Origin of the sequence: Falseniella ignava CCUG 37419, assembly GCF_000301055.1 — a bacterium.
GTDB classification, from domain to species: Bacteria; Bacillota; Bacilli; order Lactobacillales; family Aerococcaceae; genus Falseniella; species Falseniella ignava.
This window is the reverse complement of sequence record NZ_JH932301.1, coordinates 631,602-656,421: the sequence shown is the minus strand read 5'-3', so window position 1 is coordinate 656,421 and position 24,820 is coordinate 631,602. Positions and strand designations below refer to the sequence as shown.

Here is a 24,820-nt window from a genome sequence, read left to right as displayed (position 1 = left end):
GATTAGAAATTCATGCCAAAATAAGCCAGCGCATCTTCAGAACGAATTAATTGCCCATATTCTTTTAATACTTCAGGACGAATGCGTGCTACTTCACTATATTCGACCAAGGTAAAGTATAAGTGATTCAATGTCTCAGAATCGCTATATCCAGCATCTTCTAAATAGAGGACATAATAAGGATCCGCAGCATATAAGTCTGCTTTAATTAGTGGGTCAGGCAAAATTCGAGCTAAATCGATAAAATCATCGAGTTCTTTAAATAAGAATAGGCTCTGATCTAATTGATGCTCATTTGTCAACTCTGCCTCTATTTCTTCTTTAGCCGCTTCAATAAGCTTCTCTTGTGCGTCATCTTTAGAGGTATGTCGCTTTTGATGCATCAGCGCACGTTGTTGTTTGAACTCTTCGGGTAAGAAATCTCCCATGTCATCAAAGTTGGAGCGACTAATATAGAGTTCAAGTCCATCTTGATTCGGCATCACTTGGAAGGTCACGGCGTCTGAACCTTGGAATTCTTGATCAATATCGACCTCTTCTAAAATTGAGTAGAAAAATTGTTCAATCGATGCTTGGTCACCAATTAAATCTAGAAAATCAATGCCACGTTCTTGCAAATCTGCAGCATCAATCATCACTTTAATTAAATTTTCATTAATATGTTCCATTTCCATATTTCGCCACCTCCTCTTTATCAACTACATTATACCGATTTCGTTTGAATTATCAAATAAATTCAATTGCTTTAATATTTAAAAATAATAAAACCCTATCCATTGCTCAGATTGATGTGAACCCCAAAAGTTGGAGTTTTATTTAAGCGGCTAATTGAGCGGTATGTTTTCGGTATTCAACTGGAGACATACCGTTCAATTTTTCTTTTATTCGCTGGTTATTATAATAGTTAATATATTTATTTATCTTTTGTTTTAATTGTTCATAAGTCATTAAAGGTTCACCATAATACATTTCTTGTTTTAAAATTCCAAAAAAGTTTTCCATCGGTGAGTTATCCAGACAATTTCCCTTTCGAGACATACTTTGAAAAATTTTGTTTTCCTTCAAAGTGTTAACCCACTGTCTGTGTTGATACTGCCAACCTTGATCGCTATGAATGGTGGTTCGATATACAGCGTCTCTTTCAATTATACGTATCGTTTCCTTTAAAGGTTTTATCACAAAATCTAAGGTCGGGTGAGCGCTGATATTCCAAGTAATGATCTCTGAATTAAACAAATCCATCATCGGGCTTAAATAAAGTTTCTTCCCATCGATTGTATTAAATTCTGTCACATCAGTAACAATTTTTTGAAGCGGATATTTCGCATTAAAACGACGTTTTAAACGATTTGGTGCGGTCTTACCAATCTTTCCTTTATAAGAATTATACCTACGTGATTTTCTCCAGAACTTCGTGCATTTTAAGCCTAATTTTTTCATTAATCGTTGAACTTTCTTATGATTTTTTTTTTCATCCAATCGCTTCTTTAATTCAACAGTTATTCGTCGATAACCGTAAGTTTCCTGTGAATCGTTAAAAATAGTTAGAATTTCTTTTTCTAACACTTCATCCGGATTCGGCTGCTCTAAACGATTTTTGTGATAATGATAGCTACTTTCTGGTAACTCCAGAACAGTTAAGATGTCCTTTAGCTGAAATCCCTTTTCAAAAATTTCTATAGCGAATTGGGTTTGTTGGGATCTCGATGGTCTCTCAGACCCAATTCCTTTAGCTTTTTTAGGTATAAGTTTTCTATTTTTAAATAGTTTACTTCCTGACGTAAATGTTCAAGTTCCTCTTTTTCGCTAAGATTCATTTTTTGTGATTTTTTACTTAGTTTTGGCTTCTTATGCATGTTGGAAGGCCTCCCGATTGGATTATTTAACTGATTAGCCCCTCCTTCAAGATAAGCCCGCCGCCAGTTGGCGATAAGAGATGGATTGTTTAAACCAAATTTTTTGGCGGTTTCTCTGTAGGAAGCCCCAGTTTCTTGCTTATAGTGTAATACATTAAGTTTAAAATCTAAAGGATACTTTGTTTTTCCTTTGCGAGGTTTCAGGCTATTCTTCCCATAATTCTTATAGTTATTAACCCATTGTTTTGCCAGACTTTTATCAGAAATTTGATATTTATTCGCTAATGCTCTATAACCTAGTTTTCCTTCAAAATAATCTTCAACAACACGCATTTTAAATTCGTAACTATATTTTTTAGACATAAAATGACCCCCATAAAGTTAGTTTTTAACTCTAACTTTCGGGGGTCACCTCAGATAGGGAAAGCTTAAAATTATTCATTAACTAACAAATCTTCCCAAGCGCGTTGCAATTCCATGGCGCGAACTTCTCTTGGTAAGAATCGACGAATTTCATCCTCATTGTAGCCAATTTGCAGACGTTTATCGTCTAAAATAATCGGTCTTCTTAATAATCCAGGTTGCTCTTGAACTAACTGATAAAAATCTTTCATAGGTAATTCCGAGATATCAATTTCTAGTTCTGCATAAGCTTTAGAACGTAATGAAACGATATCCTCTGTCCCATTTTCAGTCATTTTAAGAATCGATTTAATTTCTACTTCCGATAAAGGCTCAGTAAAAATATTTCTTTCTTGATACTCAATATTATGCATCTCTAACCATGCCTTCGCCTTGCGACATGATGTACAACTTGGTGTCACGAATAATGTAACCATGGCTGTTCTCCTCTCTATGTAGATCCAGCACTGACACTCAATGATTTATATAAACATTGAGACTTTCAACAATACACAAAATAAAGTTACCTATCTTGTGTCTTCTAATTATACCATGAAACCTAATCCATATCAATCTTAATTGGAATAACGATAGTGTCAAATTATTGTTGGTTTTCCTCTACCATACTTTTTCATTTCCCTGAACCCAGTTTCATGGATTCCATATTTTAACCGGCGCCTTTGGCACCGTGCCTCCATCGGCATTCAGTTCGTCGCCGCTCGCTTTCGTTATGAAGACGGGGGTCACTCTTTTGGATTTCAATAACCAGCGATGGTCTCAAAAATCTGTCGACTTCGTGTGTTATTAGAATAGTGTAAGATCGCTACTTTACCACTCCATTCATACTGGCGGGCGTATTTTCGCCCCACACGGCCATCTAATTTATTGACTCTTCGTTCTCTTTCTGCTGTTTTCGTTTGATTTCTTACCCAAGCTTTTAAATCGCCACCATTTAGGTCATAAGCACGCGCTTTAGCGATGCTTTCTGCGCCTGTTGTACTCCATCCTAGCGGTCGCGAACTTAAACGAGCACTTAACCAATGGCTGACGTGACCCTCGGCACTACAACCGATATATTGAGGGTCCCTTTGTCTTTGGATCGCATCCCAATTGCCTATTAGATAGCGACGAACCTTTTGAAGCGTTTGTTTCGAGGACTCGGGTAGCGACGGATCGCTGAGTCGCACTTTGAAGTAGTCCTGTAGATAGTCTTTTTCACCTGTATGAAGCCAGCGATGTAACGTGGCGTATAAATGTTCAGTACTGATACCAACACATGCCTGACGAAGATATTTCACCGTATGATAAGGGTCAAGAACAAAGCGCGTCTGAGTCGGGAGAGAGTCCAACCCTTTCTTAATCCAGTGAGCCCCGTCACCACTTAAATAAAGAGCCGGACAGGCCGCTAAATCGTATTGTTGGTCGAGATAGTAATAGACGTCTTCCCACAATTCTTCGCTATCTTCGTATAAGCCTGTGAATATTCGACGAACATTTAATGCTTTTCGATCACTTGATCCTAAATTTTCTTTGTATCCTTCATGAACATACGCCAAGCGCATTTCCCGATTCTTCCCATCTTGATAGGCTACATGGTCTTCATCAGCTTCAATGTATAGGCAGTCTACCTGACGTTTTTCTCCCACCGGCAACGTAACAGAATCCGGGCAATACTTATGCACAATATTCTTGACGGTCTGACGACTATGAATCCCGATATGTTCGAAACTATCCAGGGTCGCTTGATAAGAATGCTTACTGGCCTCCTCGTAAATGGCTGCCTCTAAATCTAGATCCACGCGCTGGTGAGGTGTGAGTGATAAGTAATCATCCAATAAGTAGCAGAACTCACCCGTTTGCTTATCTTTGTAATAACGCCTTGAAAGTTTGATATCACCGATCAGTGTGGAGATTGTTTTTTCATCATGGCTACGATGAACGCGATATCTTGCTTTTCTTCCAGGGCTTTCAAAGAGTGTCTCCTCAATCGTTGCACAGAGATCTTCTCCTAAATCGACCGAGAGTTGACGCATCTTATCGCGAATGGTTTTGATACACGTTGAAAAGTCTACTTCACCTTGAATCGCTTGATGATATAAATCTGTCATCATTTTACTAATTTCTTGCATAACTTGTGTTACAATATTCATGGATAACCCTCTAACTTTCTGTGTGTTTTGGTTACTAACAGTATAGCAGAGGGTTATCTTTTTTGCTTTTAGCTTACCAACAGTTATTTTACACTAAGTGGAATAACTATCCTTAAAACCTGGAGCTGGACTATTCATAAAATAGCGAAGGTAACCTATTTCATTGACCCTATGACTTAACCGCTGTAATCATTGAATTGTATAAAAATTCTTTTAAATTGACTTCCTCAATCCCCCATTTTTTTGCATAAGGGTCACTTACTGGCTGATAGTGAATTTGAACTTGATTAAATCCAGCTTTGCGAACAATATCGGCTAACTTATCCAAAGTTAAAGCACCAGCCACTCAAGTACCGTACATTTTCGGATTATTGATAACACTGTCAGGCAACTCTTGACTTAAAGAGATATCAGAAATCGCAATCCGACCGCCTGGTTTAAGCACTCGGAATATTTCACGGTAAACTTGCAATTTATCAACAGATAAATTAATAACACAATTACTAATCGCAACATCAATTGTTTGATCGGCAACCGGCAAGTGTTCAATCTCGCCTAAGCGAAATTCGACTTGATTAAATTTACGTTTTATCGCAATCTCTCGAGCTTTATCAACCATCTCGCGGGTCATATCAACCCCAATAACTCGTCCCGTTTCTCCTACACGTTTGGCTGAGATAAAGGCATCCATGCCCTTACCAGCGCCTAAGTCTAATACGGTCTCTCCAGGTTGCATTGCAGCCACATCAATTGGATTACCGCATCCTAACCCGGTATTTGCTTCTTCCGGAACAAGCGCCAAATCTTCCTCTCGGTAACCAAGGGCTTGATTTAATTCATTAATATCAACTTGTACTAAATTCGTATCGGTCGCAACTTGTTGATAAAAATCCGCAACGGATTTTTTTATATCTTTAGGGTTAATTTTAGTCATATCTTGTCACTTCCTCTCACTCACTATTTTAACAAATCCATAATAAACTATCCAAATTTCTGTTTTCATTGCGATTAAAATATAATTTAAGCGATAGAAATTACACAGCGCCAGCCGGGTATGGTAGAATATAAAGGAAGAACTTGTTATCTTTATTACAATTGAAAGAGGTTGTTTAATGAAACCAAGAGTATTTTCAGGTGTCCAACCGACAGGAACACCAACCATAGGGAATTATGTCGGCGCGATGAAAGGATTTGTTGAACTTCAATCCGATTACGATACAATCTACTGTGTCGCAAATCAACATGCGATTACAGTTCCACAAGATCCAAAATTATTACGCCAACGTACCCGAGAATTGGCAGCATTATATCTAGCGATTGGGATTAATCCTGAACAATCAATTATGTTTGTTCAATCTGATGTGCCAGCACATGCACAAGTCGCTTGGATTATTCAATGTTTAACACCCCTTGGTGAGTTAGAGCGAATGACCCAATATAAAGATAAGGCAACAAAGCAAGATAATGTCAATGCGGGCCTACTCAACTACCCTGCGTTAATGGTTGGAGATATTATTCTTTACGATGCCGCTCATGTTCCAGTGGGTGATGACCAAAAACAACACTTAGAATTAGCTCGGAACTTTGTCGATCGATTTAACAATCGCTTCGGTGAATTACTCGTTAAACCGGAACCAATGATTCCTAAGGCAGGCGCACGCATTATGAGCTTGCAAGATCCAACCCGTAAGATGAGTAAGTCGGATGATAACGCTAGAAGTTATATTCTCTTACTCGATGAGCCAAAGAAAATTATTAAAAAGGTCAAAAGTGCTGTCACAGATACCATTGGTGCCGTCAATTATGACCCTGAAAATCAACCCGCGATTACCAATTTAATTAATATCTACGCTCGCTTTAGCGGCTTAACTCCGGAGCAAATTGTAGCGGATTACCAAGGAAAAGGTTATGGAGATTTTAAAGGGGATGTGGCGGAGGCGATTGTCTCAGTACTTGAACCAATCCAAGATCGTTATCACCAATTGCTTCAAAGTGATGAACTGGATGAAATCTTAGCCCATGGCGCTATCCAAGCTAACGAGATTGCGAACGCAACCTTAACACGTATTGAAGACGCGATTGGTTTCAACTATCGTTAATTTAATCGCATTGCATTATAGACATAATAATACCCTCATATGATAATTCATTTTGTTATCATTTGAGGGTATTTTTTGTGTTTAACGCTTCATCTTACGTTGACATTCTGGACAAATGCCATACATTTCTAACTTTGTTTGTTTCAATAAGAATCCAGTCTGTTCTTCACAAGATGCGTTAATATTCGATAAGTCACTCGACTCAAAGTCCATAATCTTACCACACTCTTCACACATAACATGAAAATGACGGTCACCAAGATAGTCATAGCGACTATGGTTTTGACCAAACTTCATCTCATAAACAAGCCCTTGATCGACTAAAAAATTCACATTGTTGTAGACTGTTGCAAGACTCATGCCTGGATGATCATCCTTTAAATCATTGTAAATTTCTTCAATCGTGGGATGAGTCTTCGATTCGATTAAGTAATCGATAATCGCGCGACGCGGTGCGGTAATTCGCATGCCTTGATTACGTAATTTCTCTAAAATAGCTTCTAATTCTGTTGTCGAAGAATACATACATCCCACTCCTTTCGACTATATTATACTACTAAAAACCGCGATAATAAAACAATTTTGATCATATTAATCAATTCTCATTTTAAAAAAAACTCCCTACATTTAGGTCGGGAGATTACTGAAAATCAATTAATGAAAGATCATAACCGGCATTCCAATATAGCACAGCTCAAAGACTGTCGGCATCACGGCTGGCGGTGTATTAATACATCCAAGAGAGCCTGCATACGTCCAAATATTCCCACCGAACGCACTTTGCCATGGTGCATCATGAATTCCTTGCGCATTATAATCAAAGGCAATCCAATAATCAACAGGTGTTTCATAATCAAGACCTGTTAGATTGTTATTACCAAATAAAACAGCATCTCTTTGCATATTCCAGATTTGATAAGCTCCTGGAACTGTCTCAGCACCCGTCTTTCCGGAAACAATCGGTGTCTCAAGCATCAATTGTCCCTCATGATAAATGAACATCATTTGGTAGGTCAAATCAACTTCTACATAAGAATTACCAATTGAATTCACTTCGCCGTAACCAGACCCTTCAATGGTCGCTTCTCGGACTTGATCTTCATGCTTATGTAACGTCTCAATAATCAATTCTTGTTCTTTTTCACTATCAATATACCAACCAAAAATACCAGGCTGCACCGTAACCTCACCTTGATAGGTACTATTAAATGCAAACGGATTATATAAGGTGGCATACTCCATATTTAAGCGATAAATATAATCAGCAATTAGCTCTGAATCAATATAGGCATTACCCTCCGAATCAATCGTTAACCATGATTCAATTTCTTCACGAGGTATCGTAATTTCATGATCTTCGATTTTCAGGGTAATTTTAGTATTGACAATTCCATTCACTTCTTCGGCGTACGCTTCAAACCCTTCAGATTCCATGGTTTTTTTTGGAACATCGTAAAGATCTTTCAAATTTGTTTGTAATTTGCCGTGACCGATTTGTTCAAGTAAATAACCCTCAAAACGCGCAGGATCGACATAGTCACCATATAATTCTGGGTTAAATCGTAATGAACCATCTTCTTCTTTGGTATAGGACATATCGCGTGTGTGTTCACGCTTTTCATTATCGACCCCAAGACTAATTAGCAAACGATCAATAATTTCATCCGATACGGATAAAGACTCCGTTAAATCTATGGATTGTTTATTAATTAAGTAGACAGGCCAACCAAGTGTTGGTTGATTCTTCAGGGCTTGATCTAATAAAGCCAAATCCTTAATTTGAATATCTAAATCATCGAGCGACAACGAGCCTATCCCTTGATCGCCTTCTTCAAAATACATTTTTGACTGAGGCAGCTCCGTCATGACTTTATCCTTCGCTTTGGCTAAGGTCATCTGACTAATATTAACGGGCCCCGCATAAGTATTTGGTAAGAAAAAATTATTAAAATAAATAATACCACCAATATAAATCATTAAAATAAATAAACCAACCATCATAGCATATTTATACGCTGGTTTTATGTTATTCAACTACTCTCACCTCTTTATAAATCTATCAATAATTTCTTCCCATCAACTATAGCAGAGAAAGGGCCAAATTACCATAAATTAGTTTGACAAACCGATTCTCTTAGTCTATCAAAAAAATCCCCTTATGCAAATCACTTATTCAGTGAAATAGCATAAGAGGATAATTAAAGAAAAAATTACTCTGCTACATCGGCTGCTTTTGCGGCACGGTAAGTTAAGATTGGCTTACGTGCAGCAGTTGCTTCGTCTAAACGTTTAACCGGTGTGTTATGTGGTGCCTCTTGAACTAATGTTGGTTCTGTTTTAGCTTCTTCTGCAATCTTCAAGAAGATATCTGCCACATAGTCTAAGTCTCGTTTTGATTCAGTTTCAGTTGGCTCAATCATTAAGCACTCCGGAACAATCAATGGGAAATAAGTTGTTGGTGCGTGGATACCGTAGTCTAATAGACGCTTACCAATATCTTTTGCATTGACACCGTAATCATGTTTTTGACGTGTGCAGTCAAGAACGAACTCATGCTTGCAATATGAGTCACCATACGGTGCATCATATTCACCTTTTAGACGTGCAAGCAAGTAGTTTGCGTTTAAGACCGCATTTTCGGATACTTTACGTAGTCCTTCGCCACCATATGCGCGAATATAAGTATAAACACGTACGTTAACGCCAAAGTTACCAAAGGCACCTTTCACGCGACCGATCGATTCAGGATAATCTGAATTAAGAACATATTGATCGCCTTCTTTTTCAATGCGTGGCACTGGTAAGAACGGAATCAATTTCTCAACGACACCGATTGGACCAGATCCAGGTCCACCCCCACCGTGCGGCCCAGAGAAGGTCTTATGTAAGTTATAGTGAACTGCGTCAAATCCCATTTGACCTGGACTAGAAATACCCAAGATCGCGTTTGAGTTCGCACCATCATAGAATGCTAACGCTCCCGCATCGTGCATAATTTTTACGATTTCTTGGATATCTTTTTCGTAGAGTCCTACAGTACTTGGGTTGGTTAACATAATTCCAGCTGTTTCTTCGTTAACGACTTCGCGTAAAGCTTCAACGTCTACTAATCCGCCTGGTGTTGACGGAATCTCAATCGTATCATAGCCCGCTACCACTGCTGTTGCTGGGTTCGTTCCATGAGCAGAGTCAGGAATAATAATGTATTTACGTTGTTCACCTTCACCGATCGACTCAAAATATTTTTTAAATACTAGAATAGCAGTTAATTCACCTTGAGCTCCTGCCGCAGGTTGAAGTGAAATTGCGTCCATTCCTGAAGTCACAGTTAAGTACTCTTGTAAGTTATAGAGTAATTCTAATGCACCTTGAACCGTTTCTGGCTCTTGGTTAGGATGGATATTATTGAAGCCATCCATGAAAGCAGCTACCTCATTAACTTTAGGATTATATTTCATTGTACATGACCCAAGTGGATATGGACCTGACTCTACCCCAAAGTTTTTATTTGATAATGCAGTATAATGACGTAATAATTGAAGTTCTGAAACTTCAGGTAATTCTGCATCTTCTTTTCGTTGGTAATCTGACTCTAAATCTTTTGATAAATCATATTCTGGGACATCTTGAGTTGGTAAGTCATAAGCAACATGTCCTGGAGATGAAATTTCAAAAATTAATTGATCATAATCATTCAAAATCATTATTTAGCCACCTCCACTAAAGCTTTTACAAACCCGTCAATTTCTTCTTTGGTACGTTTTTCAGTCGCACATAATAAGTAAGCATTCTCTTCACCGTATGCTGCTGAGGCATCAAAGCCACCTACGTAGCCTTTTTCATGAAGTGCTAAATTGACTTCGTGAACAGGTTTATTTAATTTGATCACAAATTCGTTGAAGAATGGACGTGTATTTAATGCTTCAAATCCGTTTTCTTTTAACTGAGCTTGTAAGTAGTGCGCATTGTTAATATTGTGTTGCGCTAATTCTTTAACACCTTCTTTACCGTAAGCGGTCATTGCGACTGCAGATGCAAGTGCAAATAACGCTTGGTTAGAAGAATAGTTACTTGTTGCTCTTTCACGACGGATATGTTGCTCACGTGTTGATAATGTCATAACAAAACCACGTTTGCCTTCCGCATCAGTTGTCTGACCAACAATACGACTTGGAAGTTTACGCATTAACTTTTCAGTTGTAGCGAAGTAACCACAGTGTGGTCCACCAAATGCCATACCAATACCAAATGGTTGAACGTCTCCAACAACAATATCTGCACCTAAGTTACCTGGTGCTTCTAATTTAGCGAGTGCTAATGGGTTTGATGAAACAATTAGTAAGGCTTTTGTACCTTCCATAGCTTCTTTAATAGCTTTAATATCTTCAATTGAACCGAAGAAGTTAGGATATTGAATAACCACTGCCGCAACTTCAGAATCAAGTTTAGCTTTTAGGTCTTCGATATCTGTAACATCATTCTTCAAGTTAATATCTTCGACAGCATAACCTTTACCGAAAGCATAACTTGAAATCGTGCCATGACCTTGCGGGTTAACCCCTTTTGAAACTAAAACTTTCGTTGATTTTTTAACGGCGCCATACGCTAAGTTTGTTGCTTCAGCTAATGCGTTATACCCATCATAAAGTCCACAGTTCGCTACATCCATTTGAGTTAACTCAGCAACCATTGATTGCCACTCAAAAAGCGCTTGTAATTCACCTTGGCTGACTTCCGGTTGATACGGAACGTAAGCTGTCAGGAATTCTTGACGGCTAATAATAGCATTAACAACACTTGGAATATGATGGTCATACGTACCTGCTCCTAAGAAGAATGGCATTTGTGTGGCAGAAGTATTCTTACTTGCCAGACGATTTGCTTCTTTTAAGAGTTCCATCTCACTTAATGCAGGTGGTAAGTCCATTACACCTTTAGTTCGGACTGCTTCAGGGACATCACTAAATAAGTCCTCTACAGATTTCGCACCAATGACGTCTAACATAGCTTGGCGGTCTTCATCAGTATGAGGTAAATATCTGAATTTTGACATTTTACACCTTCCTTGATCAATACATTTATATTTTAAGGCTCATAAAATAAATTATGAGCCTTAAAAAGAGTTGTTACTATATTAATTAACCAATATGTTCTTGATATTGTTCGTAAGTTAAGAATGCAGATGTATCGATTGCATCGTCAGATTTAATTTCGAAAATCCATCCTAATGCGTATGGGTCTTCGTTAACTTTTTCTGGCTCATCTTCTAAGTCTTCGTTTACTGCAGTTACAGTACCAGCAACTGGTGTGAAGATTTCAGAAGTTGATTTAACAGACTCGATATTTCCTGCTTCATCTTCTGCATCTAATTCATCGTCAACATCTGGTAGTTCAACGTATACGATGTCACCTAATTGCTCAACAGCATGATCAGAAATACCAATGCGTGCTGTGTGCTCATCTACTAATTGAATCCATTCGTGATCTTCTGTGTAAAATAATGTTGTTTTATCCATTATAAATTCCTCCAATATTTTTTTATTATTTGTTACCAAAATTAGCGATGGCGTAACCAGTCTTTTTTCGTAATAACCGCTGGAATACGCTTGTTACGGATTTGAACGAAGATTTCTTTACCAAATTCAGCTTGTGGTTTTCTAATTAAAGCATAACCAATTGCTTTACCAAAGGTAGGAGATTTCGTTCCAGAAGTGACAAAGCCAATAGGCTCTTCACTTTCTTCACTTTCAAAGATTTCAGCTCCATGACGAGCAATTCCTTTACCTGTTAACTCAAATCCGCGTGAGATATAACGGTTCGGATCTTTTTTGACTTCTTTGAGTGCTTCTTTTCCAATGAAATCAGCTTCTTTATCTGTCTTAACAGCAAAACCAATTCCACCTTCAATAGGGTTAATATCTTCAGAAAGATCATTGCCGTAAAGTGCCATACCACCTTCAAGACGAAGTGTATCACGCGCTCCTAGGCCACACTCTTTCAGATTATATTTCTCACCTAATTCAAGGAATCGTCTCCATAACTTCTCTGCATCATTCCAAGGAATGTAAAGCTCAAATCCATTTTCTCCCGTATATCCTGTACGTGATACAATGACATGCTCTACCCCATCGACCGTTTGATCCATTAAGAAATGATATGACTTAATTTGTGATAAGTCACAATCCGTCATACTTTGAAGTAATTCTTCAGACTTAGGTCCTTGAACCGCAATCAATCCATAATCTAATGAACGATCATCAATGGTAACTTGATCATCTTGATTGTGTGCTTTAAACCAGTCAACAATCTTAATACGATTGCTAGCGTTCGGTGTTACGATAATTTCGTTCTCACCATTGCGATAGTAAATCAAGTCATCCAATGTACCACCGTCTTCTTTAACAACTGCAGTATATTGAGCTTGATTAATCGCACAATCATGAGCCTCGTTCGTAATTAGACCATTTAGCCAATCTAAGACATGCTCTTTATTACCTGTAATGAACACTTCTCCCATATGAGAAGCATCGAAGATTCCTACATCATTTCTGACAGCGTCATGTTCTTCTTGAATACGACTGAATTGGATGGGTAAAGCCCAACCACCAAAGTCAGAAACATCATAGCCAGCCTCCACATAGTAGTCATACATTGGGGTCTGGAATAATCCATCTTCATTACGTAATGGCTCCATTCAATCACTCCTTCTAAAGATATTCGTGTTTGTTAAGGGTTTGAAGCCATCTCAATGTGATAACTTCACATACACTTCACAAACCTCATAAATAAATTATAGCGAATTTTTCATAAATTCTCAACCTAAAAGCGTTTTCTTATAAAAGCTGTTACAAAAGGATTAATTAAGGTTTTTTCAATAATTTTTAATTATTTTTATGAAAACTCGCGACATAACGGGTTTGTGATTTGATATAATGTAAGAAAGATACTCATCAAAATTTAAGTAATAGGAGGAACATCTTCATTGTCTATCGAAATATTGAAATGCAATATAGAACAAGTCGAATCGAAACTCCCTGCTAACTACCCAACACCAAAAATTGTCGCTGTCACGAAATTTACCGATATCGATACAATGCGAGAATTATATCAACTTGGCTACCATCACTTTGCAGAAAACCGTCCCCAAGTGTTTTTAGAGAAATACAATGCTCTAGAAGATATAAAAGAAAACATCCATTGGCATTTTGTGGGCAACCTTCAGACAAGACAAGTTCGTGACATCATTAATCTGCTTGACTACGTACATTCCCTCGATCGTCCTTCGCTTGCGAAAGAAATTAATAAGCGAGCGAATCAACCCATAAAATGCTTTGTTCAAGTCAATGTCAGTGGTGAGGACTCTAAATCTGGACTCAGTCCCGATGAGTTGGAAGAGTTTATTATTTCATTAGCCCAATATCCAAAAGTGCACGTTATCGGTCTGATGACGATGGCTCCTTATGAAGCAACAGAAGAAGCATTACACCGTTATTTTGCACATTTACGTAAACTACGAGACCAAGTTGCCGCGATGGATTTACCCTATGCTCCTTGTCAACATTTGAGTATGGGAATGAGTCGTGATTATCCGATCGCTGTCGAAGAAGGAGCTGACTTTATTCGAATTGGCAGTGCACTTTTTAAAGAATAAATAAAGACATCCGACGCCGTCTACAAAATAGACGGTTTGGATGTCTTTTGATTTCTAATAAATTGTCATTGAGAAAGAATCCATTAATCAAGCAAGTTATAGTTCCCCTCACTCGCTAAAAATCTCATAATGATAAAAACAATTAAGATTGCAACCGTCCCAAGTACTAAATCCATCATCGTATGAGCATAAATTAACATTTTACGGGCAATAACAAATAGTATTAACTCTAACATAGAATAAGCTGAGTGATTCATAATCATTAAAATTAACTCAACACCTACAATCAGAAGTAATGCGTAAGCTAGAAAATTCTGAAACACTTGATACGATTGATCCAATGAAGCGTGATATAATCCCGGAATAAAATCAGTAAATTGCGTGAAACCAATAAAAATACCAATTATTACGAATATGGCAATAATGTATTCAAGCATAAAAGCTGTTTTCCCTAAAAATTTCTCAAATTTTTTATGCAATAACACCATCTCTCCTCCAAATAAAAAAACTCTTTTCTCACTATACGATGTATCTTAAAAAAAGGCAAGCGCATACACGATGAATTCAAAAGTATTTCCCCCTTGTTTTACAGGTTATGTGCTATAATGAATCTACTAAATAAAGGAGGGATCAAATGAAGTTAGGTTTAATTATTAATCCAATCGCTGGGATGGGAGGACGTGTGGGACTTAAAGGGACAGATGGTCGCGATATCTTAGAAGAGGCACGACGCTTAGGATCTATCCCCGAAGCAGAAATCAAAGCTCAACGTGCTTTAGAACAATTGCTTCCTGTCAAAGATCAATTAACTCTTTATGTTGCACAAGGTGCGATGGGATCCGATTCCGCTGAAAAGTTAGGTTTCAACTATCAAGTTATTTATCATCCCGAAGCAGGCGATACAGATCAACATGATACGTTTAACTTAGCCCAAGCTCTCAGTGAAGAACAAGTCGACTTAATTTTATTTGTCGGAGGAGACGGAACCGCTCGAGATGTATCACGTACAATTGGAACAAAAGTACCTGCGATTGGTATTCCTGCAGGTGTTAAGATCCATTCTCCAGTGTACGGCATGACCCCTGAAAGTGCTGGGAAATTAGCTCTCGAATTTGTTAAAAATCCAACCATGCCCCTCAAAGATGATGAAGTAATGGATATTGAAGAAGAAGCATTTCGCCGAGATGAAATTGTCATCGAAGTTTATGGCTACCTTAAAGTGCCACAAGACCCTACTTATCTGCAGCCATTAAAATCACCTTCGCCTCAATCTGACGCATCTGCTATGGAATCCGCAGCACTCTATATTATTGATGAAATGGAAGATGACACCATTTATATTGTAGGTTCTGGAACGACAACAGCTCAAATTATGCAAGAGTTGGGTCTCGAACATACGATTTTAGGGGTCGACATTATTAAAGATCGCCAATTACTCGTAAAAGATGCTGCTGAAAAAGAAATTATCGAAGCAATTGATGGCGAATCAAAGGTCAAACTCATTATTACCCCAATGGGTGGTCAAGGCTATATCTTTGGTCGTGGTAACCAACAACTCAGCGCCAATGTTTTACGTCGACTGACTCGACAAGATGTTATCATTATTGCAACACCGAATAAGCTATTAACTATCGGATCCAATCCATTTTTAGTGTATACTTTAGATGACGAAATTGATCAAGCCTATAGTGGCTACTACAAAGTGATTACTGGTTACGGCCAAATTGCTATGAAAAAAGCAGCTTCTTTGAAGTAACGCTTTATAATGTTTCACTTACCTTTAGAAAGGGGTATCTTTATGAACTTAACCCAAAAAGTATTTAATTTAATTCGTAATTCCTTGCTTATCACCTTATTAGTCACAATGTTTATTAATGCATTAAATACGGGTAAGATTTTCGCTTTCACTTCCATCGTGATTCTAGGAATTGTCCTCGGGTTACTCGTATTAATCTATGATATCCGTTCACTCAGCCGAGGCACCCAAATGACCCTTCATATTATTGGAAGTCTAGCAGCCATTATCACTGTTGCAGTTCTCAATTCATGGGTCTATATTAATTGGAATCAAGTCTTAACCATTGTCTTAATCGGAGTAGCGGTTGCACTAGTTCTCTACCTTGCTTATCGGTATTTCTTCAAGAAGCATAAAAACAATGCTAAATCCGAGGTAACGTCTAGCGACGCATCATTAGATGCTCTCCATAATACTGATCAAGCACTTGAAGAACAATATGCACAACTTACACAGCAAACAACTTTAGAAGCAGAGGAAGAAACAGCTCCATCTGTTAGCGAGACGTCAAAACCTCAAAGTTCAGTCGCAACAAGTGAACTTGAAGACAAAGTACCTCAACCAGAAGTAAAAGCTGATGTAATTCGTCAACCAAGTTACTATATTTATCCGGAACATTTGTAAGACACAACGCTTAGAATTCACTTATATATTAAGCGATTAACAGCCCGTTGTTCTATTAACAGCGGGCTGTATTTATTATGATGGTCTTCTTTGACGAGATCCATAGAATCGCTAAATAAAATACACTATAGACTGAAGGTAGGCAAGTTATGAATTCAACTGTACAATGGCAAGCAATCAAAACAAACCCACAAGTTCAATTAATTGACCTTAGAACACCTAAAGAATATGAACAAGGTCATATCCCTGGTGCCATCAATCTCCCGCTCTTCACGAATGAAGAACATCAACAGATTGGGACACTCTATAAACAAACATCGGTTGAGGCCGCTAAAAAATTAGGTGTCCAGTACATTGCAACACGCTTGCCTGAATTATTTACTGAAATTACTCGCCATCTCCCCAAGCGACAAGTTGTGGTGTATTGCAAATCAGGCGGTTACCGTAGTCAATCTGTTACGGGTTGGCTGAATGGCCTTGGCGAAAAGGTCAATCGGCTTGAGGGAGGTTATCAAGGTTACCGACAAACCATTATTCAAGGAATTGAAAACAAGGTCCCAATGTTTCAATTTGTTACATTGAATGGCTTCACCGGTGTAGGAAAAACGGCCATCTTAAAAGAATTACAAAACCAAGGCGCACAAGTATTGGACCTAGAAGGACTCGCCAATCACCGTGGGTCTAACTTTGGAAGTATTGGTTTGGGAAAACAACCTTCGCAAAAAATGTTCGAATCCGCCCTTTATGAGCAACTCGAAACGTTTTCGCCGGGGATTGTATTCGTTGAATCTGAAAGTAGCAAGATTGGCACAGTCTTTGTCCCAAATTGTTTAAGAGAAGCCTATACCCACTCCCCCTATCAAGTTCGAGTGCACTCAACGATTGAAGACCGAGTCGATCGCATCTACCAAGACTATATCGAACATCACGATTCCCACTTCAATCAAGAAGTTCAGGCTGCATTAGAAGCACTCCATCGATATGTTAGCGATGAGGCGATTCAAGTTATGGAACAACAACTCGCTCAAGACCATTACCGACAAGTCATTGAAGCCTTGATGGTCCATTACTATGATCGACGTTATCAAATGCGTCATGTTCCATATGACTTAGAAATTCAACACGATAATACTTCATTGGTTGCTCAACAATTGATAAATAAATATTGCAAATAAACAAACAGCGCGTCAGCCAAAATAAAATCGGTTGACGCGCTCTTGACTTATTCAGATTTCAACCAACGGGGTGCGGTATAATCCGTTAAAAATGCACCGAGCGGAGCAGTAAATAAAATCGCAATGACTGAGACAATCAAAATCATTTGACCACTCTCAAGTCCCATACTGAAAGGAATTGAACCAATCGCTGCTTGCACTGTCGCCTTCGGCAAATACGCTACGGCTGTAAATAATTTCTCACGACGATTAAGCGATGTCCCAGCAATCGAAAATAAGACACCTAGCATTCTAAATAACAAACCAATCGCAACAATGAGTAGCGCTTGAGGTCCTGCCAACCATAGATATTGAGCATCAACATTAATCCCTACTAGAACAAATAATAATAGTTCAAATGCACCCCAAAGTCGGTAATAGTGCTCTTCTAATTGATGGGCTAATAGCTCGGCTTTGGCTTTAACAACCATCCCTAAAGTCATTATCGCTAATAACGCTGAAAATGAAACCCAAGGTGCAACCCATTGCTCTAACCCTAACAGCAATCCCGATAAGGCAAGAAGCATTACGATTTGATAACTATCTCGCATTTCAAAGTGATGAATCATCATTAAATAGAGATAACCACACAAGAGCCCAACGCCAATGCCAAGACCAATCGTCAACGGAATGGCTAAAAATGCGCCTCCTTCAAAGACACCGGTCGTTGCCAACGCTAAAATACTCGTAAAGAAAATAATCACAAAAATATCATCCAGTGAAGCGCCTGCCAAAATCATTTCTGGAATATGTCGATTCGTTCCACGTTTCGTTTGGATTAAATGAATCATTCTAGGTACGACAATCGCTGGAGAAACAGCTGCCAGCACACTTGCCATCAACGCGCCGTCGATGGCCGACCAATTTAAGAGGAGCACCGCTGCTAGGGTAATCCCAATCATCTCAATCGCTGCAGGTAGGAAACTTAATAAGATTGCGGGTCGTCCAACCCGTTTCAAATGATCAATATTTAAAGATAGACCCGCGCGTGTCAAAATAATTACTAAAGCAATTTGACGGATATCCGCTGAATAATTAAACACATCTTCACTCACCCAGCCCCATTGATAAGGACTAATTAAGACACCTGCAATAATCATTCCGACTATACTAGGCAGCCCAATCTTTCGTGCGATATATGCACAAACGCCACCCACTGCACAAATAATTCCAAAATTAATTAGCATACCATCCCTCTTTCTTTTAAGATTCTTCAAAAGATAAAAAAACTGAGACTCCTCCCTTGAACAGGTAGAAGTCATCAGCATTCAAAGCAGTTTAAGCCATACGGCTAAGGAAGAACCTCATTTCCTATCTTCAATCGATTAACGTTCTACGAAAACAACCGAATCTTCAGTAAAGTGATCAATCATCGCTTGGCTATAGATATGGTAACCTTTTTCACGATATTTCGGTCCGCCACCTTGGAAGACCTTCTCAATCGCAATTCCCACACCGGCAATCGTAGCTCCCGCTTGCTCACATAAATCAATCAAGCCACCTAAGGCTTCTCCTTTGGCTAAAAAGTCATCTACAATGAGGACGCGATCCGTTGGAAGCAAGAAACGACGGTCCACTCGAATATTGTACTCTTTATTTTTAGTATAAGAGACTACTTTACTAGAGTAAACATCGTCAGATAGTGTTAAAGATTCAATTTTTTTCGCAAAGACCATTGGTACCCCTAAGTATTTTGCGGCAGTATATGCCATGGAAATCCCAGATACTTCTAGCGTAATTACACGTGTAATCCCTGCATCTGCAAAGTGCTCTGCAAAATCTTTCCCCATCGCATCAATCAATTCGACATCCACTTGATGATTTAAGAAATTATCAACCTTTAAAATATTACCTTGAAAAATCTTACCGTCTTTAAGAATTTTTTGTTCTAATAATTCCATGCTCCCACTCCTCAAGTTATTTTCAATTTAACTATTTCATACTTAGCGACATTTTACAATAGGTATTTTATAATTCGTCGAAAATTTTATTATAAAATGTCCAAATAGAATTGATTCCCAATATCATAACCGTAATCGGTAAATCGAATCCAATCATCTTCGATTTCAATCACCCCATATCGCTGATGTTTCATTAATGCATCCTGATACTTTTGGCAGAAATCAATTTGATAGATACGATTAATCTCACGAATATCAAAGCCTTGTCGCAATCGCAAATTCAACATAATATATTCTTTCTCTCGCGCTTCCATATCCATCGCTTCCATGTAAACAATTGGACGTTGGCCTTGGTCAATCATTTGAAAGTATTGATCAAACCGACGTGAATTTGAAAATCTTCGTAAACCAATATTTGAAGCTGCGCCCAAGCCGATTCCTAAATAATCTTTCAATTGCCAATACTTTTTATTGTGTCGACTTTGATAGTGAGGTGCTTTTGCGAAGTTGGATATTTCATATTGTTCATAGCCCGATTGTTTCAATGTTTGCTGAATATAATGATACATATCCCGTTCCTCATCATCGTCAGATAGTTGAATCTTCCCAGTATGATGCCAACGAGCAAAAGGCGTTTTATCTTTAATCATAAGTGAATAGTATGAAATATGAGGCGGATTTAATTCCAGAAGTGCTGACACATCTTCTTTCAAGACCTCAAAAGATTGATTTGGATTATTAAACATCATATCCAAACTAAAATTATCAATTTGATGGTCTCTTAAGATCGCTACTTTTTCTTGAACATCTTTAGCGTGATGTAATCGCCCCATCACTTTCAACACATTATCGTCAAAGGATTGAACCCCCATCGAAAAACGATTGAATCCTAAATCTAAATAACCTGCGATTTTTTCTTCAGTAACTGATTCCGGATTCATTTCAATGGCAATCTCACAATCGGGTAATACTTCAAAATTTTGATAGATGCCTTGAATAATTTGACGCATCAACGGCAACGATAAATAAGAGGGCGTACCTCCCCCAAAATAAATCGTATCGAGCTGATATTGTTCATCGCGATAAAGTGCCATTTCCTTTGTTAAATAATCTACATAGTCATCAATCCGATCATCATAATTCGCAAAGGTTAAAAAATCACAGTAATGACACTTTTTCTCACAAAAAGGGATATGGACATAGAGTCCGAGGGTATTTTTCATAAGTTATCCTTCTTCTAATCAATTAATAAGTCCGTTTTAAAATTTTCTGGTATGGGGATAGTTTGGTAAATATCTAAATCTACAATGTCCTCAAAACTCACCCGATATACTTTAGGGTTTTGATAGTCTTGCACGAAAAGTTCCTTCGTATTCGGATCATAGCCACTAATATAAAGTGTGGCAGTATAATCTTCTCGCTGGCGATTTTTCAAGAAGCCGACCGGTAGTGATAATACATTTAAAATCCGATACAAATAGGCGCATGCTTCGGATTGATTTGTAGGCTTAAGACTCAATTGGGAGAAATAATAAGCCCGCACAAAACGGGAGACCGGATCATAACCACCAGGTAAACCTTTAACAGCGTTCACTTCTTCAGGTTTTTCCGGATCCATATAGCGTTCTAATCGATGATATTGTCGTTCTAATTTTGGTGAATTGGTCATCACTTGATAAGGGTTCTCCTTCACTTCAAATTGACCGTTCTTTGGCTCTAAAACAATATTACAGCCAGATGGATCTGTAAACATATAGTGGAATGGCGGAGAGATGATGCTCTGCCCTTTAGCATCTGTTTGAGCAATTCGAATCGTCGCAATTTGTTCAATCACTTCGCTAACATCGCGACACATTCCTAATAAATAATTTAATAAGTCGAGCGAACGTAAATAAGTTACCTCATTGCTGTCGATTGTTGGATTTACTGTCTTATCGTAGAGATTAAATTCTGGAAATTCATTCGTAATCCCGACCAGTCCATGTTCATTGATACCATCTTTCAACGGAATATAGTCATTGAATCCTAACCCCATCATGCGATAACGACTGACTAGCGGTTGATTAAATAAATCTTTCGCAAATTGATAATTTCGTGGAATAAAATTTAGCTGGTAGTCCAAGGACATTTCGATATCCATCGTACGCCCTAAGACAGATCCCCCCGGATAATTAATTTGCAATCCAGTACACATTAAATCACCTTCCTATCGAACCTTGACTGCTCCTTTCAGCTTAACATGGAATAGTGTAATCTCCTAGTCAGAGAGTCTGTCATCTAAAAAAGCACCTCTCATTCGAGGTACTTCGTAATATCGATTGGTCTAGATACCTAGTGTTAAGTTATAAAATGGAGACAATCGGGATCGAACCGACGACCTCTACAATGCCATTGTAGCGCTCTCCCAACTGAGCTATATCCCCATCAATACAACCTATACTTTACATGGTTATCATAGAATAAGCAACCTTTATTTATTTTTCCGACGCAAGGTCTTTAAATATTGTTTCCGTTCTGCTGGAATTCGACGACTTTCAACCGCTTTTTGAATGGTCATCCGGTGAACATCTGTCGGCAGTTGATGTGTTTCAAGTAACAAAACCGTGGCGTCATACTGTTTCGCCAGAGCCGTCGCAAAGAACCAGCTTCGCATCATCATCACGTAATAATGGGAATGGTCTATCTGGGCCACCCGTTCTATGATTTCCGGCTCAAACTTCGCATCTAAGTAATGATGCATCAACATCAATATCCCAAAACGAATCGTATAGGGTTCTGAAGACGCAAGCCACTGGTCAATGGTTGCTAGTAACGAAGGAAAGTCCTTTTTAAATAATTGTGGATTCAATACATCAATTAGCGACCAAGAATTGAGATGTGGTAAAAACAGATTTAACTGTTCAATCAAAGTATTTTCGTCTTGCCAACGATTGATAATTAAAGCGTGGATTAAATATTCTTCGTAATATTGATACGGCAAGACCCCAAACCAATCAGATTGAAGAACAGCGTCTAATTCTAGCCTGTTGACATACTGGCGCAGGATGGGCATTCGAACGCCTATCACTGCTCTCGAATCGATACTTGGATTCAATTTAATGATAAAGTCTCGATAAGCTAAGTCTTGATGCTCAACTAAATAATCTTGAATTTCTTTCGTTAGTGACATTGAACTTTCCACCCCTTCTTATGAATGGCTTTCTCCTTGACGCGTTGCCTGATTCACTTGGACACGTTCCACCTCTCGTGCTAAATTGAATGTCTCCGAATCCGGTTCGACGACCGGTTCACCGAAATGGATCACACCTTTCACCCAATCGCGTTGAATTTGCCATAAATTTCCTTGTAAATGCATCGGATGAGAATCAGCAATATCAAAAATTCGCATCCAACTCTCTTTAATTTTATTCTCAAGCTCAGGGTATCTACCACGATTTTTTGGATCTGATAAGAAATATTCACTCTCGATTCCTAATCGCTTTAATTCTTTCAGATAAGCTTGTTTATCAGTGTCATCTTGCGGCAAGTAAAGCAAATTCAGGACATAGTCCCACTTCATACCATCAAAAATAATAATTTGATCTTTCGGAACATCGATGGCATACAGGACCGAATTCGGCTCTGGGTGACGGGCTCCTTTTAAGTCAATCGACGTCCAAATTGGAAATTCAACGCCCTCAGGTTTTGGCAAGTGTTTCTCTGCCATCTCGACAAAGGTACGATATTGTTGAATAAAAAAATCTGCATCTTGAGCCATATGTAATCGTACGTAAATTTCTTTATTCGTAATCACACCTTGATTTGCTAATTCATAAATGGAGTTCTCGTGTTGACGGGAATAAACGCGCATTGTTTCCATGATTGATTCATCCTTTCTCAATTGTAGATCCATCAAACTATCTTACAAATGTTTATCGTTCAAAATAAAGTGCTGCCTCAATCATTTCGCCTACTTGGATAAAACCAGCTTCTAAATCCGTAAAACGACTTGTTTCAGGTGAATCTAGATCTAACACCGCATAGACCTCACCTTGATAACGCAATGGAATCACTAACTCTGACTGAGAGGCGCTATCGCACGCCACATGTCCTGGAAATTGGTGAACATCATCAACTTTTACAACTTGACCGGTCTGCCATGCCCTAGCGCAAACACCTTTATTTTTTTGGAGGCGCGAGCAGGCTGGTAAGCCATGGAAGGGACCTAACACTAATTCCTCACCTTTGACAAGATAGAAACCGGCCCAATTTAATCGGTCGATATAGACCATAATCGCAGCACTAATATTTGCCATTAATGCAATGGGATCCGATTCATACTTTAATTCTTCGGTTAAATAAGCTAATAATTGTTCAACTTTTACTGAATCATCTTGCGTCGTAGTATTGGATGTATTCATCTTAATCATTCCTTTTCTAATAATTATTTTACTATTGCCGTATTAATTCGTCGACTTACTTCAGCGACGGGCAGTCCAACCACCGTATAAATATCGCCGTCAATCCGTGCTACAAAGCGTGGATCTATTTCCTGAATACCATAGCCTCCACTTTTATCGAGGGACGATTTGGTCTCTAAATAGGATTGAATCAATGGTTCTAATGCGGGATAATAATCGACAAATTCAACTTCAGTTACTGCATAAAATACATCCAAATAATCTGTCGTTTTCAAGCAAACGGATGTAACAACATGATGTACTTGCCCAAAATAAGACCGTAACATCTGCTCTGCTTCCTCTAAATCTTTCGGCTTATGATAAATCTGGTCACATGCCACCACCATCGTATCCGCAGCAATATATAAGGTGTTCGATTCTCTTGCTTTGCTTAATTTTGCCTTACTGATCTCACAACACGTCTTAGCCACACGCGGTAAGAACGCGTCGGACTGATATTGCGTAAGATAAGTTGCTTCAATCTGTCGTTCATCAATTTGAGCGACCTGAATAACGGGTTCCATAAACGCCAATAGTTCATGGCGCCGCTTCGAACCACTCATCAATACCACTTGGTTGAAAGGCTGTAATTGGCCATTCTGTTCATAATTAACAATCATCGCACTTCCACTTTCTGTATTCATCTTTTTCTTTACTACGATTATATCATCCATTTCGTCTCAAACCTA

Annotated in this window: 27 protein-coding genes, 1 tRNA gene and 1 riboswitch; of the genes, 5 read left to right on the top strand and 23 right to left on the bottom strand. The window is 38.5% G+C overall.

From position 1 onward, the window contains the following. Positions 1-2 precede the first annotated feature (2 nt). The 7 genes from HMPREF9707_RS07260 to HMPREF9707_RS07235 form a co-directional block, all read right to left on the bottom strand. Entirely contained in the window at positions 3-674 is a 672-nt protein-coding gene (locus HMPREF9707_RS07260; protein ID WP_006702051.1) for an adaptor protein MecA, read from the bottom strand. Positions 675-816: 142 nt separating this feature from the next. Beyond that, the gene (locus tag HMPREF9707_RS07255; protein WP_232217681.1) at positions 817-1,725 is read right to left on the bottom strand and encodes an IS3 family transposase; all 909 of its coding nucleotides are present in this window, start codon (positions 1,723-1,725) and stop codon (positions 817-819) included. Next, complete coding sequence (locus HMPREF9707_RS07250; protein ID WP_006702049.1) at positions 1,677-2,219, bottom strand: helix-turn-helix domain-containing protein; 543 nt, start codon at positions 2,217-2,219, stop codon at positions 1,677-1,679. The genes HMPREF9707_RS07255 and HMPREF9707_RS07250 overlap by 49 nt, the downstream gene beginning before the upstream one ends. Before the next feature lie 71 nt (positions 2,220-2,290). Then, positions 2,291-2,695, bottom strand: coding sequence for a transcriptional regulator SpxA (gene spxA / locus HMPREF9707_RS07245; protein ID WP_006702048.1), 405 nt, complete (start codon positions 2,693-2,695; stop codon positions 2,291-2,293). Between the two features lie 321 nt (positions 2,696-3,016). Continuing rightward, positions 3,017-4,408, bottom strand: coding sequence for an ISLre2 family transposase (locus tag HMPREF9707_RS07240; RefSeq protein WP_006702047.1), 1,392 nt, complete (start codon positions 4,406-4,408; stop codon positions 3,017-3,019). 169 nt (positions 4,409-4,577) lie between these two features. Continuing rightward, complete coding sequence (locus tag HMPREF9707_RS09020; RefSeq protein ID WP_156790273.1) at positions 4,578-4,736, bottom strand: hypothetical protein; 159 nt, start codon at positions 4,734-4,736, stop codon at positions 4,578-4,580. A gap of 18 nt (positions 4,737-4,754) precedes the next feature. Then, complete coding sequence (locus tag HMPREF9707_RS07235) at positions 4,755-5,342, bottom strand: methyltransferase (protein WP_006702046.1); 588 nt, start codon at positions 5,340-5,342, stop codon at positions 4,755-4,757. A gap of 178 nt (positions 5,343-5,520) precedes the next feature. On the opposite strand from HMPREF9707_RS07235, the gene trpS reads away from it, so the two are divergent. Then, a complete protein-coding gene (trpS, locus tag HMPREF9707_RS07230; protein WP_006702045.1) occupies positions 5,521-6,507 on the top strand; it encodes a tryptophan--tRNA ligase in 987 nt (328 codons plus the stop codon). Between the two features lie 81 nt (positions 6,508-6,588). Here the strand turns inward: trpS and HMPREF9707_RS07225 are convergent, their stop codons facing one another. The 6 genes from HMPREF9707_RS07225 to gcvT all read right to left on the bottom strand — a co-directional run bounded on the left by HMPREF9707_RS07225 (position 6,589) and on the right by gcvT (position 13,201). Beyond that, positions 6,589-7,032: a Fur family transcriptional regulator gene (locus tag HMPREF9707_RS07225; protein WP_006702044.1), complete on the bottom strand. Its 444-nt coding sequence runs from the start codon at positions 7,030-7,032 to the stop codon at positions 6,589-6,591. Positions 7,033-7,161: 129 nt separating this feature from the next. Further along, entirely contained in the window at positions 7,162-8,541 is a 1,380-nt protein-coding gene (locus HMPREF9707_RS07220) for a L,D-transpeptidase family protein (protein ID WP_006702043.1), read from the bottom strand. Positions 8,542-8,717: 176 nt separating this feature from the next. Then, complete coding sequence (gene gcvPB / locus HMPREF9707_RS07215; protein WP_006702042.1) at positions 8,718-10,211, bottom strand: aminomethyl-transferring glycine dehydrogenase subunit GcvPB; 1,494 nt, start codon at positions 10,209-10,211, stop codon at positions 8,718-8,720. Beyond that, positions 10,211-11,560 carry an aminomethyl-transferring glycine dehydrogenase subunit GcvPA gene (gene gcvPA, locus HMPREF9707_RS07210; protein WP_006702041.1) on the bottom strand — a complete coding sequence of 450 codons (1,350 nt, stop codon included), beginning with the start codon at positions 11,558-11,560 and terminating at the stop codon, positions 10,211-10,213. Before gcvPA ends, gcvPB begins: the two co-directional genes overlap by 1 nt. Positions 11,561-11,645: 85 nt before the next feature. Beyond that, on the bottom strand, positions 11,646-12,023 hold the full coding sequence (gene gcvH / locus HMPREF9707_RS07205) for a glycine cleavage system protein GcvH (RefSeq protein ID WP_006702040.1): 378 nt from the start codon (positions 12,021-12,023) through the stop codon (positions 11,646-11,648). Between the two features lie 41 nt (positions 12,024-12,064). After that, complete coding sequence (gcvT, locus tag HMPREF9707_RS07200) at positions 12,065-13,201, bottom strand: glycine cleavage system aminomethyltransferase GcvT (protein WP_006702039.1); 1,137 nt, start codon at positions 13,199-13,201, stop codon at positions 12,065-12,067. 288 nt (positions 13,202-13,489) lie between these two features. Here gcvT and HMPREF9707_RS07195 point away from each other — a divergent pair, with 288 nt between their 5' ends. Next, positions 13,490-14,158, top strand: coding sequence for a YggS family pyridoxal phosphate-dependent enzyme (locus HMPREF9707_RS07195; protein WP_006702038.1), 669 nt, complete (start codon positions 13,490-13,492; stop codon positions 14,156-14,158). 83 nt (positions 14,159-14,241) lie between these two features. Here the strand turns inward: HMPREF9707_RS07195 and HMPREF9707_RS07190 are convergent, their stop codons facing one another. After that, positions 14,242-14,643 carry a hypothetical protein gene (locus HMPREF9707_RS07190; protein WP_232217673.1) on the bottom strand — a complete coding sequence of 134 codons (402 nt, stop codon included), beginning with the start codon at positions 14,641-14,643 and terminating at the stop codon, positions 14,242-14,244. Between the two features lie 149 nt (positions 14,644-14,792). On the opposite strand from HMPREF9707_RS07190, the gene HMPREF9707_RS07185 reads away from it, so the two are divergent. The 3 genes from HMPREF9707_RS07185 (at position 14,793) to mnmH (ending at position 17,752) form a co-directional block, all read left to right on the top strand. Continuing rightward, positions 14,793-15,914 carry an ATP-NAD kinase family protein gene (locus HMPREF9707_RS07185; protein ID WP_006702036.1) on the top strand — a complete coding sequence of 374 codons (1,122 nt, stop codon included), beginning with the start codon at positions 14,793-14,795 and terminating at the stop codon, positions 15,912-15,914. Positions 15,915-15,956: 42 nt separating this feature from the next. After that, positions 15,957-16,577, top strand: coding sequence for a DUF3021 family protein (locus tag HMPREF9707_RS08590; RefSeq protein WP_006702035.1), 621 nt, complete (start codon positions 15,957-15,959; stop codon positions 16,575-16,577). Between the two features lie 149 nt (positions 16,578-16,726). Next, a complete protein-coding gene (mnmH, locus tag HMPREF9707_RS07175; protein ID WP_006702034.1) occupies positions 16,727-17,752 on the top strand; it encodes a tRNA 2-selenouridine(34) synthase MnmH in 1,026 nt (341 codons plus the stop codon). Positions 17,753-17,799: 47 nt separating this feature from the next. Here mnmH and HMPREF9707_RS07170 read toward each other — a convergent pair whose 3' ends face one another. The 9 genes from HMPREF9707_RS07170 to HMPREF9707_RS07130 all read right to left on the bottom strand — a co-directional run bounded on the left by HMPREF9707_RS07170 (position 17,800) and on the right by HMPREF9707_RS07130 (position 24,805). Next, complete coding sequence (locus tag HMPREF9707_RS07170) at positions 17,800-18,978, bottom strand: cation:proton antiporter (RefSeq protein ID WP_006702033.1); 1,179 nt, start codon at positions 18,976-18,978, stop codon at positions 17,800-17,802. A gap of 58 nt (positions 18,979-19,036) precedes the next feature. After that, positions 19,037-19,112: riboswitch (Fluoride riboswitch) on the bottom strand. Positions 19,113-19,116: 4 nt separating this feature from the next. Then, positions 19,117-19,692: a xanthine phosphoribosyltransferase gene (locus tag HMPREF9707_RS07165; RefSeq protein ID WP_006702032.1), complete on the bottom strand. Its 576-nt coding sequence runs from the start codon at positions 19,690-19,692 to the stop codon at positions 19,117-19,119. 89 nt (positions 19,693-19,781) lie between these two features. After that, the gene (gene hemW / locus HMPREF9707_RS07160) at positions 19,782-20,915 is read right to left on the bottom strand and encodes a radical SAM family heme chaperone HemW (RefSeq protein ID WP_006702031.1); all 1,134 of its coding nucleotides are present in this window, start codon (positions 20,913-20,915) and stop codon (positions 19,782-19,784) included. A gap of 14 nt (positions 20,916-20,929) precedes the next feature. Then, a complete protein-coding gene (locus tag HMPREF9707_RS07155; RefSeq protein ID WP_006702030.1) occupies positions 20,930-21,886 on the bottom strand; it encodes a linear amide C-N hydrolase in 957 nt (318 codons plus the stop codon). Between the two features lie 156 nt (positions 21,887-22,042). Next, positions 22,043-22,115: transfer RNA gene (locus tag HMPREF9707_RS07150), tRNA-Ala, on the bottom strand. Between the two features lie 47 nt (positions 22,116-22,162). Continuing rightward, positions 22,163-22,861: a DNA alkylation repair protein gene (locus HMPREF9707_RS07145; protein ID WP_006702029.1), complete on the bottom strand. Its 699-nt coding sequence runs from the start codon at positions 22,859-22,861 to the stop codon at positions 22,163-22,165. A gap of 18 nt (positions 22,862-22,879) precedes the next feature. Continuing rightward, the gene (locus tag HMPREF9707_RS07140; RefSeq protein WP_006702028.1) at positions 22,880-23,551 is read right to left on the bottom strand and encodes a DUF3841 domain-containing protein; all 672 of its coding nucleotides are present in this window, start codon (positions 23,549-23,551) and stop codon (positions 22,880-22,882) included. A 52-nt stretch (positions 23,552-23,603) separates the two neighbouring features. Continuing rightward, positions 23,604-24,092 carry a GAF domain-containing protein gene (locus HMPREF9707_RS07135; protein WP_006702027.1) on the bottom strand — a complete coding sequence of 163 codons (489 nt, stop codon included), beginning with the start codon at positions 24,090-24,092 and terminating at the stop codon, positions 23,604-23,606. A 23-nt stretch (positions 24,093-24,115) separates the two neighbouring features. Beyond that, positions 24,116-24,805 carry a Maf family protein gene (locus HMPREF9707_RS07130; protein ID WP_006702026.1) on the bottom strand — a complete coding sequence of 230 codons (690 nt, stop codon included), beginning with the start codon at positions 24,803-24,805 and terminating at the stop codon, positions 24,116-24,118. Between the last annotated feature and the right edge of the window lie 15 nt (positions 24,806-24,820).

Coding starts and splice junctions, on each gene's coding strand:
- HMPREF9707_RS07260 (WP_006702051.1), bottom strand. CDS start 674: ATGGAAATGGAACATATTAATGAAAATTTAATTAAAGTGATGATTGAT.
- HMPREF9707_RS07250 (WP_006702049.1), bottom strand. CDS start 2,219: ATGTCTAAAAAATATAGTTACGAATTTAAAATGCGTGTTGTTGAAGAT.
- spxA (WP_006702048.1), bottom strand. CDS start 2,695: ATGGTTACATTATTCGTGACACCAAGTTGTACATCATGTCGCAAGGCG.
- HMPREF9707_RS07240 (WP_006702047.1), bottom strand. CDS start 4,408: ATGAATATTGTAACACAAGTTATGCAAGAAATTAGTAAAATGATGACA.
- HMPREF9707_RS07235 (WP_006702046.1), bottom strand. CDS start 5,342: ATGACTAAAATTAACCCTAAAGATATAAAAAAATCCGTTGCGGATTTT.
- trpS (WP_006702045.1), top strand. CDS start 5,521: ATGAAACCAAGAGTATTTTCAGGTGTCCAACCGACAGGAACACCAACC.
- HMPREF9707_RS07225 (WP_006702044.1), bottom strand. CDS start 7,032: ATGTATTCTTCGACAACAGAATTAGAAGCTATTTTAGAGAAATTACGT.
- gcvPB (WP_006702042.1), bottom strand. CDS start 10,211: ATGATTTTGAATGATTATGATCAATTAATTTTTGAAATTTCATCTCCA.
- gcvPA (WP_006702041.1), bottom strand. CDS start 11,560: ATGTCAAAATTCAGATATTTACCTCATACTGATGAAGACCGCCAAGCT.
- gcvH (WP_006702040.1), bottom strand. CDS start 12,023: ATGGATAAAACAACATTATTTTACACAGAAGATCACGAATGGATTCAA.
- gcvT (WP_006702039.1), bottom strand. CDS start 13,201: ATGGAGCCATTACGTAATGAAGATGGATTATTCCAGACCCCAATGTAT.
- HMPREF9707_RS07185 (WP_006702036.1), top strand. CDS start 14,793: ATGAAGTTAGGTTTAATTATTAATCCAATCGCTGGGATGGGAGGACGT.
- HMPREF9707_RS08590 (WP_006702035.1), top strand. CDS start 15,957: ATGAACTTAACCCAAAAAGTATTTAATTTAATTCGTAATTCCTTGCTT.
- mnmH (WP_006702034.1), top strand. CDS start 16,727: ATGAATTCAACTGTACAATGGCAAGCAATCAAAACAAACCCACAAGTT.
- HMPREF9707_RS07170 (WP_006702033.1), bottom strand. CDS start 18,978: ATGCTAATTAATTTTGGAATTATTTGTGCAGTGGGTGGCGTTTGTGCA.
- HMPREF9707_RS07165 (WP_006702032.1), bottom strand. CDS start 19,692: ATGGAATTATTAGAACAAAAAATTCTTAAAGACGGTAAGATTTTTCAA.
- hemW (WP_006702031.1), bottom strand. CDS start 20,915: ATGAAAAATACCCTCGGACTCTATGTCCATATCCCTTTTTGTGAGAAA.
- HMPREF9707_RS07155 (WP_006702030.1), bottom strand. CDS start 21,886: ATGTGTACTGGATTGCAAATTAATTATCCGGGGGGATCTGTCTTAGGG.
- HMPREF9707_RS07145 (WP_006702029.1), bottom strand. CDS start 22,861: ATGTCACTAACGAAAGAAATTCAAGATTATTTAGTTGAGCATCAAGAC.
- HMPREF9707_RS07140 (WP_006702028.1), bottom strand. CDS start 23,551: ATGGAAACAATGCGCGTTTATTCCCGTCAACACGAGAACTCCATTTAT.
- HMPREF9707_RS07135 (WP_006702027.1), bottom strand. CDS start 24,092: ATGAATACATCCAATACTACGACGCAAGATGATTCAGTAAAAGTTGAA.
- HMPREF9707_RS07130 (WP_006702026.1), bottom strand. CDS start 24,805: ATGGATGATATAATCGTAGTAAAGAAAAAGATGAATACAGAAAGTGGA.